The organism is Bradyrhizobium sp. LVM 105 (assembly GCF_003957705.1).
Classification (GTDB): Bacteria; Pseudomonadota; Alphaproteobacteria; order Rhizobiales; family Xanthobacteraceae; genus Bradyrhizobium; species Bradyrhizobium frederickii.
In genome coordinates this window covers 138960-153876 of the sequence record NZ_QZMV01000004.1, presented here as the reverse complement: position 1 = coordinate 153876, position 14917 = coordinate 138960, and the positions used below count along the sequence as shown (strand labels likewise).

General features: G+C 62.3%; 21 protein-coding genes and 2 pseudogenes. 15 read left to right on the top strand and 8 right to left on the bottom strand.

Annotated elements, in window-relative coordinates; genetic code table 11:
* Nucleotides 1–139 precede the first annotated feature (139 nt).
* The 6 genes from D6B98_RS13135 to D6B98_RS39810 all read left to right on the top strand — a co-directional run bounded on the left by D6B98_RS13135 (nt 140) and on the right by D6B98_RS39810 (nt 5563).
* The gene (locus tag D6B98_RS13135; RefSeq protein ID WP_126257429.1) at nt 140–1273 is read left to right on the top strand and encodes an alpha-hydroxy acid oxidase; all 1134 of its coding nucleotides are present in this window, start codon (nt 140–142) and stop codon (nt 1271–1273) included.
* Nucleotides 1274–1312: 39 nt separating this feature from the next.
* Entirely contained in the window at nt 1313–1936 is a 624-nt protein-coding gene (locus D6B98_RS13130; protein WP_126257428.1) for an HAD family hydrolase, read from the top strand.
* Between the two features lie 167 nt (nt 1937–2103).
* Complete coding sequence (locus D6B98_RS13125) at nt 2104–2310, top strand: hypothetical protein (RefSeq protein WP_126257427.1); 207 nt, start codon at nt 2104–2106, stop codon at nt 2308–2310.
* Nucleotides 2311–2523: 213 nt separating this feature from the next.
* Nucleotides 2524–3735, top strand: coding sequence for a molybdopterin molybdotransferase MoeA (locus tag D6B98_RS13120; protein ID WP_126257426.1), 1212 nt, complete (start codon nt 2524–2526; stop codon nt 3733–3735).
* 175 nt (nt 3736–3910) lie between these two features.
* The gene (gene lexA / locus D6B98_RS13115; RefSeq protein ID WP_126257425.1) at nt 3911–4612 is read left to right on the top strand and encodes a transcriptional repressor LexA; all 702 of its coding nucleotides are present in this window, start codon (nt 3911–3913) and stop codon (nt 4610–4612) included.
* Between the two features lie 516 nt (nt 4613–5128).
* On the top strand, nt 5129–5563 hold the full coding sequence (locus D6B98_RS39810; RefSeq protein WP_164718573.1) for a hypothetical protein: 435 nt from the start codon (nt 5129–5131) through the stop codon (nt 5561–5563).
* Nucleotides 5564–5570: 7 nt separating this feature from the next.
* Here the strand turns inward: D6B98_RS39810 and D6B98_RS13105 are convergent.
* From D6B98_RS13105 to D6B98_RS41925, 3 genes and pseudogenes are all read right to left on the bottom strand, one after another.
* Nucleotides 5571–6641: pseudogene (locus tag D6B98_RS13105) on the bottom strand (ComEC/Rec2 family competence protein); the annotation flags it as partial.
* A gap of 38 nt (nt 6642–6679) precedes the next feature.
* Nucleotides 6680–7813: a tyrosine-type recombinase/integrase gene (locus tag D6B98_RS13100; protein ID WP_126257423.1), complete on the bottom strand. Its 1134-nt coding sequence runs from the start codon at nt 7811–7813 to the stop codon at nt 6680–6682.
* A 190-nt stretch (nt 7814–8003) separates the two neighbouring features.
* Nucleotides 8004–8237 (bottom strand): helix-turn-helix transcriptional regulator, encoded by a 234-nt coding sequence (locus D6B98_RS41925; protein WP_126257422.1) that lies wholly within the window; start codon nt 8235–8237, stop codon nt 8004–8006.
* Nucleotides 8238–8704: 467 nt separating this feature from the next.
* On the opposite strand from D6B98_RS41925, the gene D6B98_RS39805 reads away from it, so the two are divergent.
* Together D6B98_RS39805 and D6B98_RS13090 are read left to right on the top strand one after the other, a co-directional pair.
* Nucleotides 8705–8875 carry a hypothetical protein gene (locus D6B98_RS39805; RefSeq protein ID WP_164718572.1) on the top strand — a complete coding sequence of 57 codons (171 nt, stop codon included), beginning with the start codon at nt 8705–8707 and terminating at the stop codon, nt 8873–8875.
* A 373-nt stretch (nt 8876–9248) separates the two neighbouring features.
* A complete protein-coding gene (locus tag D6B98_RS13090; RefSeq protein WP_126257421.1) occupies nt 9249–9566 on the top strand; it encodes a hypothetical protein in 318 nt (105 codons plus the stop codon).
* Between the two features lie 840 nt (nt 9567–10406).
* On the opposite strand, the gene D6B98_RS13080 is transcribed toward D6B98_RS13090, so the two are convergent.
* Nucleotides 10407–10844: a hypothetical protein gene (locus D6B98_RS13080; RefSeq protein WP_126257419.1), complete on the bottom strand. Its 438-nt coding sequence runs from the start codon at nt 10842–10844 to the stop codon at nt 10407–10409.
* Nucleotides 10841–11236, bottom strand: a complete 396-nt coding sequence (locus D6B98_RS13075) for a hypothetical protein (RefSeq protein ID WP_126257418.1) — start codon at nt 11234–11236, stop codon at nt 10841–10843. Before D6B98_RS13075 ends, D6B98_RS13080 begins: the two co-directional genes overlap by 4 nt.
* Nucleotides 11237–11631: 395 nt before the next feature.
* Here D6B98_RS13075 and D6B98_RS39800 point away from each other — a divergent pair, with 395 nt between their 5' ends.
* Nucleotides 11632–11790, top strand: a complete 159-nt coding sequence (locus D6B98_RS39800) for a hypothetical protein (protein ID WP_164718571.1) — start codon at nt 11632–11634, stop codon at nt 11788–11790.
* A gap of 201 nt (nt 11791–11991) precedes the next feature.
* On the opposite strand, the gene D6B98_RS13070 is transcribed toward D6B98_RS39800, so the two are convergent.
* Nucleotides 11992–12195 carry a hypothetical protein gene (locus D6B98_RS13070; RefSeq protein WP_245481351.1) on the bottom strand — a complete coding sequence of 68 codons (204 nt, stop codon included), beginning with the start codon at nt 12193–12195 and terminating at the stop codon, nt 11992–11994.
* Nucleotides 12196–12325: 130 nt separating this feature from the next.
* Between D6B98_RS13070 and D6B98_RS41400 the strand changes: the two genes are divergently transcribed.
* A complete protein-coding gene (locus D6B98_RS41400) occupies nt 12326–12460 on the top strand; it encodes a hypothetical protein (RefSeq protein WP_283810154.1) in 135 nt (44 codons plus the stop codon).
* Nucleotides 12461–12619: 159 nt separating this feature from the next.
* Here D6B98_RS41400 and D6B98_RS13065 read toward each other — a convergent pair whose 3' ends face one another.
* Together D6B98_RS13065 and D6B98_RS13060 are read right to left on the bottom strand one after the other, a co-directional pair.
* On the bottom strand, nt 12620–12955 hold the full coding sequence (locus D6B98_RS13065; RefSeq protein ID WP_126257416.1) for a helix-turn-helix domain-containing protein: 336 nt from the start codon (nt 12953–12955) through the stop codon (nt 12620–12622).
* The gene (locus tag D6B98_RS13060; protein ID WP_126257415.1) at nt 12952–13326 is read right to left on the bottom strand and encodes a type II toxin-antitoxin system RelE/ParE family toxin; all 375 of its coding nucleotides are present in this window, start codon (nt 13324–13326) and stop codon (nt 12952–12954) included. The genes D6B98_RS13065 and D6B98_RS13060 overlap by 4 nt, the downstream gene beginning before the upstream one ends.
* Before the next feature lie 338 nt (nt 13327–13664).
* On the opposite strand from D6B98_RS13060, the gene D6B98_RS13055 reads away from it, so the two are divergent.
* The 5 genes and pseudogenes from D6B98_RS13055 to D6B98_RS41920 form a co-directional block, all read left to right on the top strand.
* Nucleotides 13665–14198: a hypothetical protein gene (locus tag D6B98_RS13055; RefSeq protein WP_126257414.1), complete on the top strand. Its 534-nt coding sequence runs from the start codon at nt 13665–13667 to the stop codon at nt 14196–14198.
* Nucleotides 14199–14256: 58 nt separating this feature from the next.
* Nucleotides 14257–14400 carry a hypothetical protein gene (locus tag D6B98_RS39795; protein WP_164718570.1) on the top strand — a complete coding sequence of 48 codons (144 nt, stop codon included), beginning with the start codon at nt 14257–14259 and terminating at the stop codon, nt 14398–14400.
* A 21-nt stretch (nt 14401–14421) separates the two neighbouring features.
* On the top strand, nt 14422–14625 hold the full coding sequence (locus tag D6B98_RS13050) for a hypothetical protein (protein ID WP_126257413.1): 204 nt from the start codon (nt 14422–14424) through the stop codon (nt 14623–14625).
* Between the two features lie 17 nt (nt 14626–14642).
* The gene (locus tag D6B98_RS13045; protein WP_126257412.1) at nt 14643–14846 is read left to right on the top strand and encodes a hypothetical protein; all 204 of its coding nucleotides are present in this window, start codon (nt 14643–14645) and stop codon (nt 14844–14846) included.
* A pseudogene (locus D6B98_RS41920) lies at nt 14847–14906 on the top strand (SEC-C metal-binding domain-containing protein); the annotation flags it as partial.
* Nucleotides 14907–14917 lie beyond the last annotated feature (11 nt).

Sequence of the window (14917 nt, the reverse complement as noted above, 5' to 3'; positions counted from 1 at the left end):
GCAACGTTGCAGGACTGGCCTGTCCGCAAGCGGAATCATGGCCGGCCCGCGCCTCGCAGCCATGCAATTTTAAGATAGTTTTGCAGGGCTGGACGGGTTAGGCGATGACATAAGGGTTCAAATTCTCGGGAGGATAACAATGAACGAAGCACCCGGCGTCCGGCCGGAACGGAACGTCGAACTCGGCGCCAGCAACGAGCCGTTCCAGAACCTCCACGAATTCATCCGGAAAGCGCGGGCCAACCTCAACCAGAACGCCTGGGACTACATCGTCGGCGCCGCCGAAACCGAGACCACGATGCGCCGCAACCGCATGGCCCTGGACGAAATCGCCTTTCGCCCGCGCGTTTTGCGCGACGTCCGCAGGGTGGACGGCTCGGTTCAGCATTTCGGCCGCAAGATGCGCCTTCCGGTGGTGCTCGCACCCGTCGGCGCGCTCGAAATCTTCGATCCGGATGGTGCGGCGAGCGTCGCGCGCGGTGCCGGCAGCTTCGGTGCGGCGCACATGCTGAGCTCGGTGTCCGAACCCGGCCTGGAGAGCACTGCCGAGGCCGCGCCCGATGCGCTCCGGCTCTACCAGCTCTATGTCCGCGGCGACGACGCCTTCGTCGCGGATGTCGTCAGCCGAAGCGAGAAGAACGGCTATGCCGCCTTCTGCCTGACCGTCGACACCGCCCATTACAGCCGTCGCGAACGTGACATCGCCAAGCGCTACGTTCGCGAGAGCCGCCTGCGCGCCACCGGCGGCGATTTCCAGAAGGGCCTGGAGTGGCGGACCGTGAAGATGATCAAGGACAGGTTCAAGATCCCGCTGATCCTGAAGGGCATCGCCACCGCCGAGGACGCCCTGATCGCGGTCGATCACGGCGTCGAATGGATCTACGTCTCCAATCATGGCGGCCGCCAGCTCGACCATGGCCGCGGTGCCATGCATGTGCTGCCCGAGATCGTCGAGGCCGTGAAGGGCCGCGCCAAGATCATGGTCGACGGCGGCATCTGTCGCGGCACCGACATCGTCAAGGCGATCGCGGCAGGCGCAGATCTCGTCGGCATCGGCCGGCTGCAATGCTGGGCGCTGGCCGCCGCCGGCGAAGCCGGCATCGCGCGGATGCTGGAGCTGCTGGAAGACGAGGTGCTGCGCTGCCTCGGCCTGTTGGGTGCCACATCGTTTGCCGAGATCGACAAATCCTGCCTGCATCCGGCGGCCGCCACCAACGCGCCGAGCGTGTTCAGCGCGTTCCCGCTGTTCGACCACGAGCCTTATCGGTACTAACTTACGGATTCCTGCCGACATTGAAGTGAAAAGGACGCAATGACATCGCTCTCTCCCGGCAGCGCGGATGCGCTTCTGTTCGATCTCGGGCGCGTGGTGCTCGACATCGACTTCTCCAAGGCGATCGCCTGTTGGGCGGGACATGCCGGCTGCCAGCCCGAAAGCCTCCTCGCGCGTTATGTGCGCGACGAGGCCTACCGGCTGCACGAGGTCGGCAAGATCAGCGACGCGGATTATTTCGCCTCCTTGCGCGCTTCGCTGGGAATCGGCATTTCGGACGCCCAGTTCCTGGAGGGCTGGAATGCGATCTTCGCCGGCGAGATGCCCGATATCGCCGAGCTGTTACCGCGTGCGGCAAAGCAGATGCCGCTCTACGCCTTCTCCAACACCAATCGGCCGCATGTCGACTATTTCTCGAAGGAATATGCCGATCTGCTCGGCCATTTCCGCGAGCTGTACCTGTCGTCCAGCATCGGCCTGCGCAAACCGGATGCCGACGCCTTCGACCATGTCGTCGCGGCGATCGGTGTGCCGGCCGAGCGCATCGTGTTCTTCGACGATCTCGAAGAGAATATCGAGGGAGCACGGGCGCGTGGCTTGACGGCCGTACATGTGACGTCGCCCCGCGACGTCGGCAACGCCTTGAAGGCATTGGGCATCTAACGTTGCGCTGCCGCCCCGGCGGTCGGCAGCCGGCCCGCGTCCGGCGCTAAATTTGCAGGAAGTGTGGAACCTGATCACTTTGTGCATTTTTATACGGAGTTCCCGGAACGGAATACCCCTCTTCGGACTCATCAGTCCGTTGGGATTTCTACATCGGACTGATCGACGTGCTGGGCAAAACCTACCTCACCAAGCAAGCCTCTCTCCTGCTTGAATTCGCAAGAAACACCTCGGATTCCGAGCTTTCCGCCAAGCTGATCAGCAAGGCTGCGGACCTGAAATCGCAGGCCGATCCGCTCCCCGACAAGGACCAAGGCCCCAAACCGCCCGACGTCGCATGGCACGTCAGCCCGGACGGGCCGACCGGGAGTTGACCGATTCCGGCGTGGCGCTCGTGCCTTGCCATGGCCATCTTCCATCCCGGTCTGTCTCGCATTCCGGATCATGCGCTTGGCGGACCTGCCCTTGCTCCTCCGCCACGGAGATCACGCAGGATAGATCAGTCTGCGTGCTGCTTTGCCTTGCGCCTGCAGTCAGCTAGAACTCTCGCCGCCCATTGACCGATGTGCCGAGCAGGAGTTTCGCCCGTGGCCCTGATGCCGGTTTCCGACGCCCTTGCTGCGGTGCTGGCAGGTGCAGAGCCGCTGCCTGAACAGATGGTTTCGCTCGACGAAGCCTATCACCGCGTGCTCGCGCATGACCTCGCGGCACGGCGCACGCAGCCGCCGCAAGCGATGTCGGCGATGGACGGCTACGCGGTGCGCGCGGCCGATGCGGCAACGATCGATTCCCGGCTGACGGTGATCGGCGAGGTCGCGGCCGGCCGTCCCTTCGCCCGAACGGTCGGCGCGGGGGAAGCGGTGCGGATCTTCACCGGCGGCGTCGTCCCTGATGGTGCGGACGCGGTCGTGATCCAGGAGGACACCGTCACAGATGGCAACAGCGTCACCATCAAGGAAGCCGCGATCACCGGACGGCACATCCGCCCGGCCGGCGTCGATTTCCGCGAGGGTGACGTGCTCCTGCGCAAGGGAACCCGCCTGACGGAGCGCGATCTCGCGCTCGCGGCGGCGATGAATCACCCGCACCTCGCCGTCTGCCGCCGTCCCAAGGTTGCGATCCTTGCCACCGGCGACGAACTGGTGAGGCCGGGCACCGCCCCCGGGCACGGCCAGATCGTCTATTCCAACGGCTACGCCCTGCACGCGCTCGCCCGCAGCGAGGGCGCCGAGACCATCGACCTCGGGGTGGCCGCCGACACGCTGGAGGCCACCTCCGCCGGGATCCGCCGCGCCCGCGAGAGCGGGGCTGACATCCTGGTCACGACCGGCGGCGCGTCGGTCGGCGACCATGACCTGGTCCAGCAGGCGCTGCTGGGCGAAGGCATCTCGATGGCGTTCTGGAAGATCGCGATACGCCCCGGCAAGCCGATGATGCACGGACGGCTCGGCGCGATGCGCGTAATCGGCCTGCCCGGCAATCCCGTGTCGTCCTATGTGTGCGCGTTCCTGTTCATGGTGCCGCTGATTCGTGCCCTGTCGGGCCGTTCAGTGATTCATCATCGCCGCGAGCGCGCCGTGCTGGGTCGCGACCTCGGTGCCAACGACCAGCGCGAGGATTATCTGCGCGCGCGCCTGGAGCTGCGCGACGATGGTACGCAAGTCGCCATTCCCGTCAGCCATCAGGATTCCTCTCTGCTTGCAAATCTTGCTGCGGCACAGGTACTTCTCGTGCGCGCACCGTTCGCGGCGAACGCCGAGGCCGGTGGCCCCTGCGAGGTGCTGCGGCTCCCCGTCTGAGTCCACGGCCACACGCATTCCGCGAGTTTGCCGCCGTTCACGGTAAATTAAGCAGTTGCGGAACATGTATCGAACATATAGTGTCCGTTCATGATTTGTTTCGAGCATGTAGCGGCTTATCGCTGAACTCATCGTCTCGGAATCGAACGACATCAACCGGGGGACTTTGGTCGAGATGTTAACGCGCAAACAATACGAGCTTCTGAGGTTCATCAGCGAACGTTTGAAGGAAAGCGGCGTGCCGCCCTCCTTCGACGAGATGAAGGATGCGCTCGACCTGCGCTCGAAGTCGGGCATCCACCGCCTCATCACCGCGCTCGAGGAGCGTGGCTTCATCCGCCGCCTGCCTAACCGCGCACGCGCCATCGAAGTGATCAAGCTGCCGGAGCTGCAGGCTGCCGCCGGCGCCCGGCGCGGCTTCACGCCGAGCGTCATCGAGGGCAATCTCGGCAAGATCCGCGCGACCTCCAGCCCGTCCATGGACGAGGGCGAGCGGCCGGTTGCAGTCCCCGTGATGGGCCGTATCGCGGCCGGCACGCCGATCGAGGCGTTGCAGACCCGCAGCCACACCATCAGCGTGCCGCCCGACATGCTCGGCGCGGGCGAGCACTACGCACTCGAGGTGCGCGGCGATTCCATGGTCGAAGCCGGTATCCTCGACGGCGACATGGCGCTGATCCAGCGCAACGAGAGCGCGGATACCGGCGACATCGTGGTGGCGTTGATCGACGACGAGGAGGCCACGCTCAAGCGCTTCCGCCGCCGCGGCGCCTCGATCGCACTCGAGCCCGCCAATGCCGCTTATGAGGTCCGCATCCTGCCGCCGAACCGGGTGAAGATTCAGGGCAAGCTGATCGGGCTTTATCGGAAGTACTGATTCCGGAAGGACTCGGTCCGAGATATATTTTGGCGTCTGCGTGCGCCCTTCGGTCGGCATCGCCGATCAAAGATTGGAGCGGATGAATGTCCGCTCCACGAAGCAACATCGCTTCACGGCCGTTCGCGTTCGAGAGGACAGCCGAGCGCCAGATCGTTTGGTGCAGCCGTCGCGACGCTGATCGCGGCATCGGCACGCACGCCGCCGTTGCCGCGTAATCGCATCACAATCTCCGCAACAACACGGCAGTGAACGGGCAAGTCCGCAACGCCCGCAATACAAGCGTGGAGGTATCGCAATCGAGCTGGCGACACTTGGCAGTCGTAGACGCGCGCCGGCCAAATGCACGGGACCCGGCTTTGTTCCTATCGACTTCGGGAAAGTTAATGTGATCGCGCCTCGCGAATCGCAGCCGCAGATTCGCCTATAACCGAGCAGAGCGTTGCATACTTCTACTTCGAGGCCTGCGCCTCCAAGGAGAGGTGCGGGTCGCTATCTTCGCATGAGGAGCACCCGATGTGTGACTATAGCCTGCATGCTATCGCGACGCGCCCCGCTGAAGTCGGCGAGACGATCGTCACGACAACCTTCCGCGGCACCTCGACACGCGGCTTCGCCTCCGAAGCCGATCTCTCCGTTGCGGTCTGCCTGCTGCCGGGGACGGAGCTCGCCTTCGCCGACAACGTCCGTTACGACAACCGCTGGATCTGGACGCGCACCGTCAACTCCCGCGTCGGCAAGTTCGGCAAGATCGATCCGCACGTTCCCGATCGCCATCACGACGCGATCGAATTTCCGGACGGCAAGTACGTGCTGGTGACTCAGCTGGTCGAAGGCCAGCGCGCAACCGTGCTGCAGCTGCCGGTGACGCAGCCGGTCGGCGAGCGCGAGCAGAAGCCGCAGATCATCGCCGACAGTCGGTCGCCGGTCAGGCGCCTGCCGATCGGCTGATAGAAGCTCAGTCCTCGGCCTGAAGATCGGCCTCCGACGGCGTTGCGTCGCGAACGCGTGGAGCTGCCGACCGTGGCATGAGGGTCATGTCAGAATCTCCCTCGCCGGCTGCCGCCGGCGACCAGGGGCGGCTTGCACCCCTCGCCTTCACCGCCTGAACCGCAAATCCATCGCCATGCCGTGTCAGCGCCAGCGCGCCCTGACGAGCGAGCCGCTGCCGATCCACCACCATAGCCGCGCAATCGGGCGGCGCGGGCCGTGACGTCACCACCAGCGCGGCGCGGCTGCAATCGTCCGCCAGCGCGTCGATGCGCAAGGCCAGCGCGACCAGGCGTCCATCGGCGAGCGGAGTCACGCAACCGGCCTCGTCGCACGACACGCCCTCGGCCAGCGCACTGCTGCCGGCATTGCGCGGATCGGCGTCGGCCGCCAGCCACTCCTTCAGCAGGAAACTGTCCTTGCCCGCCCTGATCAGGTGCAGACGCCCGTCCCCGCCCCGCACCGCGACGCTCGCGCCGTCGCCGGCAATCAGGACATCAGGCTGCCGTACCGACAGGCCAAAGGCGATGGAAGCCAGCAGCACCACGGCACCGCACCAGCGCAAGGGCGTGCGCAACAATCCCATCAAGATGATGCCGAGGCTCGCTGCGATCAGCGGCGCGATGCCGAACGCCGGGATGCGGCCGACCGCGCCCGGCAGTGCCGCCACCCAGCGTGAGACCGCGACCATCCAGTCGATGCCCAGTCCCATCAGCCACCAGAACACGCCATCGAGCCCGAAGGGCGCGGCCAGCAATCCCAACAGCCCCGCCGGCATCACCAGCGCCGAGACCACCGGCATCGCACCGAGATTGGCGAGCACGCCATAGAGCGTGACGCGATGGAAGTGGAAGGCGGCGTAGGGCGTGGTCGCAAGCCCCGCGATCAGCGAGGCCAGGAACAGCATCGCAATCTCGCGGCCGCCCCACAGCGCGACGCGTGCCGTCGCCGAATGATCGGGCGAAGCAAGCAGGTTCGGCATGCCGATCTGAACCAGCGCCACCAGCCCGAGCGTTGCCGCAAACGACATCTGGAAGCTTAGACGCCTCTCCAGATTTCGTTTGCGAGATCAACACTTTAACTGGCCTTTCTTTTGTCATTCCGGGACTTTTTCCGGGACTCTGCAAGCCGTTCCACAGCGGCGGCAACATCCTCATCCAGCACGTGCGCATACCGCAGGGTGCTCTTGATATCGCGATGATTCATCGCCTTCTGGACGAGCTTGAGGTTCCCGCTATCGCGAAGTAGCTTAGTCCCAAAGTCATGCCGAAAATCGTGAAAACGGAAATCGCTCAGGCCGGCACGAGTTCGAATCTTCTGCCAAGCAGTTTTGGTACCGTTGTAGGTGATCGGATAGCGCTCACCTCGAACCAAGCCCAGCCGTCGATTGCCGTATACGGCGACGTAGGTAAAGACGAACTCCGGATGCTGGCCTTGTAGAGGAAAAAGGATATCCCGAACGCTATCAGTGATCGGAAACACCACGCGCCGGCCGCCCTTGCCGATGCGCACAATCTGTCGAGTGTCGAAGTCAACCTCTGGCCAACGCAGCGTTACGCATTCTTTTAGTCTGATGCCGCTCGCACGGACGAAGTCGAAGAAGGCGCCGTAGTCGTCGCGGATGGCATCCTCGATTGCTTCCGCTTCTTGGCCTTTCAATTCACGGACACGCTCTTCCGGCTCCTGTAACAAAAGCTCTTCCCACTTCGGTTCCCTGTCAAAATCGCAACCTTCGGCCTTAGCGAATTTGAATAGCCGTTGCAGCACCTTGATAGTTGACCGATTTACGGTGGCGTTGGCCACCAGGGGCAGCGCGTCCGTCTGCTGTTTGGTTGGCTTGCCGCGGCGGTGGACTCGATGGCCGCGCCGCCACGCGACCAGCTTCTTGGCTTCGCCATGGCCGATTGCAGTCAAAGGGGTTGCCTCACCAAAATATTCGACCAGCCGCGCAAGGTTGGTCTCAGTTGCTTTAGGGTCCGCGTCATATTGCGCCTGGTCATTCCACAGCCGATCCGCAACATCATCGATCGCAAGCGACTCCTTGGAACGCCTTCTTGCCTTTAGCAGCGCCCTCGCCTTCTCTACTTCTGCATTCTCGAATCTGATGGCGTCTTTGCGCGACGTGCATTTCGTTGAGCCATGAAACCGATGACCGTTGATTTGGAAGTCGAACTGGTAGTACGGCGAACGCTTGTCGCGATAGACGGACACGCTTCCCTCCTTCGGCGCCTCTCTGTGAACTCTTGAATGTCCTGCTCTGTATATCGTCGGCGCGGACGCTTCTTGCCACGTCCGACGTTGATGTAACTAATCTCGCCGTCGGCCGTAAGCGCGCTAAGCTGCTCCTCGGTAATGCGAAGCTGGAATGCTGCCTCTTTGGCAGTGAGCAAGATCCCGGACATCAGGCAACTTTCGATTGCCCGAGCAATGCGCCGGTCGGTGAGCACCACCCCTCAGGATCGGCCTCCCAGGCTTCGACGTCCGATTTGCGCCAAGCGACCTTCCCTGGCGAGATCCGGACGCGCCTGGGGAATCGCCCCTTCCGCTCCATTCGCCACATCGTCACGGTCGAGAACGGCAGCCGCTCTGCTAGTTCGTCGATCAAAAAAAACTTGCACGTTGGTGCACTGCTCATAGGGGGCAACTCCCAAAGGAAACGCGATACACTTCCCTCCGAAAGAAACAGCACCTGTTCGGTTGCTCCGAACTAGATCGCTTTCTTCCCCAGCCCAATTCGCTACTGCCGTGATTTGCCGGGAAAAGAGAAGCGCGATTTCAGTAATCCACAATCCCCCCACAGCCGATTTCAAGAACTTGCGCGGCTGCTCAGCCAAAGCGGAAGCCCGCCGGTTCCCGCCCGGCGGGAATTGCTGGGCCGCTCGGAAAAACTCGAACCTCCGACCATCGGAATCGAAATCCGTTGTGTACCGAATTGTATCAATGAGTTAGCCCGCTCGTGTCGCCGTGGTGTTGCAAAGAAGGCCTGCCGAGCGAACCCTCGGGGCCCCTGCTCCGCCCGGAGTCGTGGTGCGTTGTTGCGACCAACAATTTGAGGCTCGATCGGGGTCGTGAGGCAACCCGCCTCGAGTCGGAGGAATCCAAATGAGCGATCAAGACAACGACTGCGAAGAATGCTTCGGCACAGGCGACGACCTTTGGATGAAGTCGCGCTATCCTATCCGCAAGATTCTGTACCGGCTCTGCCCAGCGTGCGGCGGCAGCGGTAAGCACCCACCCCGGAATCGTCCGGTGTTCAAGGTCGCCACTTCGTGATGCCGTACACAAACCGATTGAGGCACAATCGCCGTGCTCAGTGAGGTGCATCACCTCCGCTCTGCCCTTGGTTCGCCATTGCTCGGTCTGAACCATGGGGAGCTCGGTGAAAAGCAAAAGGCCGGCGTCGGAAGCGCCGGCCTTCGCTGTACCCACTGAGATGGCGATCCCGCGGGCGGTCCGGAGTGCTCCTCCGGGCCGCCTAGGATTGCATGGGCTACCAAACCCCGCAACCTCGGACGAGAGACACAATCTCGCGACCAGTGACGGGCAGCCAGTCATCCACACCCACGACGCGCAGTAGCTCGCGCGCGTTCCTGGGCCCAAGGGATTGATGATTTGACTCCGGCCGGCGCTGCGCTTCGATGGCGGCATGCCTCGACCTCGACGTCACACGCCAACCCATGCCGACGGTCGACCGCAGAAGATCACCTTCGGCGAGATGCGCAGCATGGGCCTTCGCGGCGTGCTGGTCTATTGCCACTGTGGCCGTCACGTTGCCCTCGACGCCGGCCGCTGGGGCGATCAGGTGCGGCTGTCTGATATCGAGCCGCAGTTCGTCTGTCAGGGGTGCGGCAGCCGCGGTGCGGACGTGCGGCCTGACTTTGATCGGGGCAACCCACGGCTTGCGATCATGGGCGCGAAACCGAAGGCGGACCGTTTACAGAGCGACGACCTTCGTCTCTTGTGAGTGCTGCTAGTCTGTCCAACTGGGTGGCCAAGCCGGCGAAGCTCTTTGCGATGTTCTTCAAAAGGGAAGCCCGCGAGGCTGAAATACCTGGATCTGTGGAAAGTGCTTTGTAGCGCTCTGCTGCTTCTTGGCAGGCTGCGGCGGTAATCATTTCGGGCTCCGTTGCCAAAAATAACTATAGGTGAGAACCGCTGTCATACTACCGTGGGTCGCCGACCGGCCCAAATCACAGTGGCGACAACGCTTCGCGCGGCAAAGCACTCGTCTAGGAACGCGCCCTCCTCGCGGCGGTTGGCCTCTCACATATGCCGAAGAACAGGTGACCCTCCTTCGGTAGCTCCCAGCCGTCCAGACAGCGGCTGGGTCATTTTTTCGTTGGCCCGCCAGCGTGAACCGCGGATCAGCGGAGCGCTGCGCACAAACGACGGCCCCAGCAGGGGGCGGCGGCTGGGGCCGTTGGAAACGGTCCGGCACCAAGGGGGCTTTGAACCGGAGCACAGCACCAATCCAACCGATTGCCGCTAGTTCCCGGAGTGGAGCGCCAAACGCGCGTTCGGACGATGGGCCGTCCCGGGTGGATGTCGCAACACCTGGAGTGTCGCGCCACAGACCGAAATCTCAATTCTCTCGGCTGGAGAGTCGTCCCTATCGCCACCGAGGCGGCCTTAGCTCAGGTGTTCCGCTTATAAATACACACAGAAAGAACAAAGCTGGTGCGCTATTTCACACTATCTGTTCTGGGTCGGAGAACTACGGGCTTCCTCTTGCCCGACAAAAGGCCCGCCAGCGCGAACCGGCGGGCCTGATTGTCAGGGCTCAAGTCGGGTTGCTTCGCTGGGGTCAAGCCGCTTTGGCCGCCCGGATGGCCTTCAGGACCGTTTCGCGCGCGCCCTGAGGCGGTTCGACGACCATCCAGCAGTACGGGTTTCTTTCATCCTGCTCGTGCACATGCAGCCATCGGCGCGGCTGGTAATACCATTTGTACCGCTTCCCCTCGTGAGCAGCCTCGCCAAACCATTGCCCAGAGCCGACATGCTTCTCCACGCTGGTGATCTTCATGCTGTGTACGTCGTTCCGCCGAATGACTGGATGTCCGATAGCCGCCAAGTGCATGGCCGTTCTCCTGTGTGCGCCCCGCGGCGAACAAGTGCGTTCGCAACGCCTCAGTTCTGGCGGCACAACGGGAAGCAGGATTGCGCGTGCCGGGCTGGCTGGAATCAGGAGCTGGGGAGACAATTGATCGGCGCCGGTGGCGCCTTGTCCGATCTTGTCGGTCATGCCATCACCGCCTGCGTCCAGTCCTGCGACCCGACCTGCTCCAGCAGGCCGTTATGGTCGCCAATGCCGGACTCAGCCGGATCGAGTTCGCAATCATCAGCGCTGCCATCCGACCAGAGGGTTTGGTCGACCTGCTGGCCGCACGAGCCTAGAGCCGGCTCGCCTGTCTCCGGCTCCCTCTCGAAATCCTCCTCTACCTCGGTGCAGACGTAGGGGTCGGAGGCGTCGAGGAAGGCGATCAGCCGCTCGATTTCGGCCGCAGCCTTCTCTCGGAGCCCGGCGAGGTGTCTGAGCGCCTTCTTGCGGTCCCGTTCTTGCCGAGCGAGGCCGGAGGAAATGGGCGCATGGGTGAGGCCCGCAGCTGGCGGGAACATAGGTCTGGCAAGTGTCATGGGTAGTGCTCTTCGGTTTGGCTTTCGACAGCCGCGCCGGTGACAGACCGGCAGCCGGGGGGTCGAAACCAGCCGAAGAGACTGGTCGGCGTGCTTTTAAGCCTTTCGGCTCTGGACATGGCGCACCGCCCCCGGCATAAAGGCCAGGTTGAGGCGCGCCGCCAAGCGCTCCTGAGCGCCTGAGGAAACCCGCCAAGGTCTCCTACGCGCATTGTCGGCCGCCACCCCGCCAAAGGTCGCTGGCCTCATCTTCGGTCCGGGTTTCGACACCCACGGACACTGCACCACTGATTTGGTTAAAAATCCACCCCTTTCGGGGCGCCTCGGCGCGCTGGAACGTTTGGTGCCGCAGCGCGTCCTGAAGGCATCGATCCTGTTGCCCTGTGGATCGACCGATGGACACAGTAGTTGCTTATGCGATCTCGGCCTTTATCGTCGGCTTTGGCATCGGGATCTTCATTGCCGGTCTAAATTCTGGCGCGCCAGCTCTGTGGGCCTGCGTCGCCCTGATACCCATCGCGATCGGGCTCCTGAGCGCTTTCGGTCCCAAATAGCAAATCCATCCCCTTCAGGGACGCACCCGCGCCCGAGGCGATCAGCCAGGCAAAAAACGGCCCCAGCCATTTGGCGGCGACTGGGCCGTTGGGACTTACTCCGGCATCGCAGGGGGCTTGGAGCCTGAGCGTAGCACCAAGCCAGTCGCTTGCAGATCGTTCCTAGGGAAGTGACTACGGCCCGGTGTGCCTAGGAGACCGCTATTTGGGCGACTGCAAGCGCGGCGAGTTCAACCATTCGGACAGATGCGAGCCCGTTTCCGCAATCCTAGCTAGCTTCAGCATGGCGTCACGCTCAGCCCCAGGAGGCAACTGACTAGCTTGTTCTTTGAGCTTCGCAGAGTTCTCAGCTATTCGGTCTTCGAGGGAGCGGGTTTGCTTTGCGCGACGGCGGCTGTCGGTCATGGCCATAGCTCCAAGGCCCCGACATTAACGTCTGAGGAAGAGACCGGTTCGCACCCCCGGGCCTTGTTCGCGGCCTCAATTACTTGAGCTAGGTCAACCCTCCCGACTGCCGCGGGCGAACTCTGCGGGCATGCCCGATCCCGACAAACAGCCTGAGGGGAAGGAGGCCGAGCCGTCGCGGCTGGAGGAAGCGCGGCGCGTGATCGAGGAATACGCCGCCGACCTCCGCGAGATCATCAAGAAGCTGGCCCGCAAGCTACACTGAAGGCCCGTGCCGTGCGGCCGATAAAGAAACGACATCCCCATTTTGGGCGAGCCGCCGCAAACCTTCCCGCTTAGTGCCCTGGACACCCGCAGAGGGGAATCAGGATAGTCAACAAAAAGCCCGGCACTTGGCCGGGCTCACATTGATTTTCGAAAGCAGTTAAGCTGCCTTGTTCTTCCGCGCTGCCTTCGCAGCCGACTTCGCATCGGCGCGGAGTAGCGCAAGAACGGCTTGTGGGTTCCGCTCAATAATCATCAGGTAGGCACGCAAGCCGTCCAGAGGGCGCGTGCGCCCTTGTTCCCAATCGCGGATTTGATTGATCGTGAAGCCAAACTCTTGAGCAAAATCATCCTGAGAAAGTCCAAGCTTCTTCCGAATGCCGCGAACATTGATCTCCGGCGGGACATAGAGCTTGGTAGGCTTCGAGTTGCCGCGCGCGATCTCCAGCGCTTCGGTCAAGCCCGCCGCGATCTTGTCGAAAGCTTTCTTACTCATCCCGCTAATCCTCTCCGCTCTGCCAAGCTGGAAATTTTCTTTTTGTACTCGTCTACGATCAGTTTGGTTAGGGCTTTCAGCCCTGCTGCTTCTTTGCCCGTCAACGTTGACTTTTCTCCTTTGCCGAATACCGTGATGAGAAAGACCGGCATTGTCTCACCAGAGTAGAACGTCACCGTCCGATATCCGCCGCTCTTGCCTTTGCCGCGACCTGCAAATCTGACCTTGCGGCACCCCCCGGTGCCAACCATCTCGTCTCCGGCTTCGGGGTTCTCGGCCAGATAGGTGATCATGTCGAAGATTTCATCTTCGGACAGCCCCGCCTGCTTCGCGGCTGCGTCAAAAGGTTTAGTACGGGCGACAGTATGCATGGTTCGATTACTACGTAATTAACGTACCATGCTCTTGTACGTAATTCACGTAGTACAGTCAAGTTCCGGCCGCAATAAGCCGCCGGGTAACTTTTTCGCAACACCGCTGGACTTCCCACCCTCGATTACCGGAAGTCCTGGGTTCCCGAACCGGACGGTTCGGCTCCAGCGGCAGCACGGCATCGATCGTCCAGACGGGATCAGCCCCTAATTGCCTCCCGCTGCGCTGAAGCGATGGCACCCGTAATTTTCCTTGGTCCCCCGCTTTTACGTGCCCGGCCCATTGCTCTCGCGCGTCGGTTGCGCTTGGATGCCGTTTTTGGGGTCGGGGGATCCACATGCGTGGTTTGGGTATTTTCGCGCTTTGCGCCGTGCTGGGCGGCTGTATGTCGACTGGCGAGACGGTTTCTTTCCGAACATCAAATCCGCAGCAGCAAGCGCTCATGCGCGACGGGCAACCCGCCCTCGTCTCTCGGCAGAAGAGCTCGCTCGTCCTGGTGCGACCGGCATCCCGACAGATGCAGGCCAACGGACGGCCGGTCTTCGTGGTCGGCATCAACAATCTAAGCAAGCAGCCGGTCGACTTCCGGGTTGGACAAGTCGAAGCTGTCCAGCACGCCGCCGGCTCTGATTTCGAAATGAAGATCGTGACCTACGAGATGTTGGTGCAGGAGGAGCGAAATCGGCAAGTCGCCGCCGCCCTCCTCACCGGATTGGCCGCCGGCGCCAATGCTTACAGCGCCGCGAACGCTGGTCATGGCAGCTACACGACCCCCAGCGGACGCACGGGAACGTTCTACAGCCACGGCGGCTGTGATCGCTCAGAACAACGCCGCTGCTCAGAACGAGGCGATGATCGCTGCCACTGTTGAGACGGGGCAGCGCAATATGGCAGCGCTGGAGCAAGCCGTAATCAAGGACAACACCTTGATGCCAGGTGAATGGTACGGCGGACAGCTCCACCTTGCGCCCCCGACCGACCAAGGCGGCGGTCCCAAGACTTACACCATCGTGATCACCATCGGGCCCGACCGCCACGTAATCGACGTGTCGCAGGGGCCTGCCGGCGCTTAGACCCAGCTGAAGGAATTTCCCATGCCTGAGATCGAAGTTCCCGCCGCCATCGCCGGCGCCTACACAATCTATCGCACTCAAGGATCGCCCACGACGTTCAAAGGCCCCGACCTCGGCATCGACATCAAGGACGGCTCGCTGATCGTGACAGCCAACGGTCAGGTTGCTTACGTGTTCGGCCCAAGCCAATGGCTGTCAGTAAACTTCGACCCTAAAACAGTTTAGCAGGGAGAAACAACGCGATGGCAAAATCCACCCGGAATAGCGGCAAGCCCTGGACAGCGACTGACGTAAAAGACCTAAAGCAGCTCGTGAAGGCAAACACGCCGACACGTGTAATTGGTCTGAAGTTAGGGCGCACCGAAAATGCGATCTACAATAAAGCCTCTGAAGAAGGAATTTCGCTCGCACCCACTAACCAAAGCCCCTACGGCACAAAGAAGTAAATGAAGCGAAACGCCCCGTGCCCATGTGGGTCAGGGAAGAAATTCAAGCACTGCCACGGCCAACACAAGGC

Coding starts and splice junctions, on each gene's coding strand:
- D6B98_RS13135 (WP_126257429.1), top strand. CDS start 140: ATGAACGAAGCACCCGGCGTCCGGCCGGAACGGAACGTCGAACTCGGC.
- D6B98_RS13130 (WP_126257428.1), top strand. CDS start 1,313: ATGACATCGCTCTCTCCCGGCAGCGCGGATGCGCTTCTGTTCGATCTC.
- lexA (WP_126257425.1), top strand. CDS start 3,911: ATGTTAACGCGCAAACAATACGAGCTTCTGAGGTTCATCAGCGAACGT.
- D6B98_RS39810 (WP_164718573.1), top strand. CDS start 5,129: ATGTGTGACTATAGCCTGCATGCTATCGCGACGCGCCCCGCTGAAGTC.
- D6B98_RS41925 (WP_126257422.1), bottom strand. CDS start 8,237: ATGAGCAGTGCACCAACGTGCAAGTTTTTTTTGATCGACGAACTAGCA.
- D6B98_RS39805 (WP_164718572.1), top strand. CDS start 8,705: ATGAGCGATCAAGACAACGACTGCGAAGAATGCTTCGGCACAGGCGAC.
- D6B98_RS13090 (WP_126257421.1), top strand. CDS start 9,249: ATGCCTCGACCTCGACGTCACACGCCAACCCATGCCGACGGTCGACCG.
- D6B98_RS13080 (WP_126257419.1), bottom strand. CDS start 10,844: ATGACCGACAAGATCGGACAAGGCGCCACCGGCGCCGATCAATTGTCT.
- D6B98_RS13075 (WP_126257418.1), bottom strand. CDS start 11,236: ATGACACTTGCCAGACCTATGTTCCCGCCAGCTGCGGGCCTCACCCAT.
- D6B98_RS39800 (WP_164718571.1), top strand. CDS start 11,632: ATGGACACAGTAGTTGCTTATGCGATCTCGGCCTTTATCGTCGGCTTT.
- D6B98_RS13070 (WP_245481351.1), bottom strand. CDS start 12,195: ATGACCGACAGCCGCCGTCGCGCAAAGCAAACCCGCTCCCTCGAAGAC.
- D6B98_RS41400 (WP_283810154.1), top strand. CDS start 12,326: ATGCCCGATCCCGACAAACAGCCTGAGGGGAAGGAGGCCGAGCCGTCG.
- D6B98_RS13065 (WP_126257416.1), bottom strand. CDS start 12,955: ATGAGTAAGAAAGCTTTCGACAAGATCGCGGCGGGCTTGACCGAAGCG.
- D6B98_RS13060 (WP_126257415.1), bottom strand. CDS start 13,326: ATGCATACTGTCGCCCGTACTAAACCTTTTGACGCAGCCGCGAAGCAG.
- D6B98_RS13055 (WP_126257414.1), top strand. CDS start 13,665: ATGCGTGGTTTGGGTATTTTCGCGCTTTGCGCCGTGCTGGGCGGCTGT.
- D6B98_RS39795 (WP_164718570.1), top strand. CDS start 14,257: ATGCCAGGTGAATGGTACGGCGGACAGCTCCACCTTGCGCCCCCGACC.
- D6B98_RS13050 (WP_126257413.1), top strand. CDS start 14,422: ATGCCTGAGATCGAAGTTCCCGCCGCCATCGCCGGCGCCTACACAATC.
- D6B98_RS13045 (WP_126257412.1), top strand. CDS start 14,643: ATGGCAAAATCCACCCGGAATAGCGGCAAGCCCTGGACAGCGACTGAC.